Raw genomic sequence first — 1092 nt, 5'->3', positions numbered from 1 at the left:
GGGTGCTCGGTGGGTCAGGTCAGGTCAGGTCAGGTCAGGTCAGGTCGGCTCGGGACGGGAGCGGCGCCCGGACGGGGTCGGGATCGCGCGGTCCCGCCGTGAGCCGGGTCTCGGCGTAGTACCCGGCGATCTGGGCTTGGACGGCCCGGCGGGCCGCGGCGGGGTCGGCCGCGCGAATGCACGCGACGATCTCGCGGTGTTCGAGCCTGAGGCGGGCGGATGTCTCCGCCCACGACCCGAGCGCGGCAACGCCCGCGCGTGCGTACGCTTCGATCGCACTGCGGAGTCCGGCCATGGTCGCGGTGATGACCTGGTTCCCGGTTGCCTCGGCGAGGGCGAGGTGGAACTGGGCGTCGAGCGCGAGGAACTCGGATTCGGTCCGGCCCGGCGCATCCATCGCGTCGAGGAGCTGCTCAGCCGGTTCGAGCGACGCCGGTTCGAGCGACGCGGGGTCGTGCGCCTCGGCGAGTTCGGTGACGACGGCGGCCTCGAGCACGAGCCTGGTCTTCACGACGTCCTCGACTGGGAAGCCCTGGGCCGCGACCTGCAGTCGCATCAGCGCGGACATCCCGCCGCCGGGAAGCGCCACGATGATCGCCCCCGATGTCGGCCCGGAGCCCGTCGCGGTACGGATGAGTCCGAGCACCTCGAGCACCCGGATGGCCTCGCGCACGCTCGACCGGCCGACGCCGAGGGAGGCGGCGAGGGAGCGTTCGGGTGCGAGGCGATCCCCGGGTCGCAGCCGACCCGAGAGCAACTCGCCCTCGATCGATTCGAGCACGAGTTGCCAGGCCCTGCGCTCGTCGGGGAGTGCGCCCTGCGTGGGCACGGCGTCAACGGTCACGGGCTCCTCCTCGGCAGTGGGGTGGTCTCGGTCGTTGCGGCGGCGGCCGTGAGACGAAGCCGCTGTGGTCTGACCACACACTACACGGCGACGCCTGCCCGGGTCCAGCCCTCTCCCCAACCCGCCCCTCCAACCGCGAGAGTACGAAAATGGCCCCTTCACGTCGTGAGGAGGGGCTGTGAAGTCTCGTTCTCAATCTGACAGTTCTGTCTCATGACCTTGCTGACAGTTCTGTCTCGGGACCTGCC

Annotated in this window: 1 protein-coding gene; it reads right to left on the bottom strand. The window is 70.9% G+C overall.

All coding sequences use genetic code 11. The annotated features are described in order from the left end of the window. Positions 1-34 precede the first annotated feature (34 nt). Positions 35-844: a FadR/GntR family transcriptional regulator gene (locus QN357_RS19020; RefSeq protein ID WP_323505403.1), complete on the bottom strand. Its 810-nt coding sequence runs from the start codon at positions 842-844 to the stop codon at positions 35-37. Between the last annotated feature and the right edge of the window lie 248 nt (positions 845-1092).

The organism is Cryobacterium sp. RTC2.1, assembly GCF_035018685.1.
In the GTDB taxonomy this organism is placed as follows: Bacteria; Actinomycetota; Actinomycetes; order Actinomycetales; family Microbacteriaceae; genus Cryobacterium; species Cryobacterium glucosi.
The sequence above is the reverse complement of the archived record's forward strand: the minus strand, read 5'-3'. Positions and strand labels throughout refer to the sequence as shown.